We start from the raw sequence: 318 nt of genomic DNA, 5'->3' as shown, positions 1-318 counted from the left end.
AAGAGTGATCACAGCTATCACAGTAACAGTTATCACAGTTTTTACGGAGGGGGTATCTGAAGGGAAGAGAAATGTTAAATGGAATTTAACTATATATATTATTATTATAAATATATAATATATATAGTTAGTTCTGGAATGAGAAAAAGAAAAGTGTTTCGAGAAACTGTGATAACTGTTATTGTGATAGCTTTTGAGGAGAAAAACTATGGTTTGTGAGCTGGGGAAACTATGGTTTGCTATCTCTAAAACTATGGTTTCTCTTTTTCAAAATTATGAGTTAGAATTATTAACATAAAGCTCTAAAGCAGCCAAAGG

The organism is Prevotella sp. AM23-5 (assembly GCF_003473645.1).
Classification (GTDB): Bacteria; Bacteroidota; Bacteroidia; order Bacteroidales; family Bacteroidaceae; genus Prevotella; species Prevotella copri_A.
The sequence above is the reverse complement of the archived record's forward strand: the minus strand, read 5'-3'. Positions refer to the sequence as shown.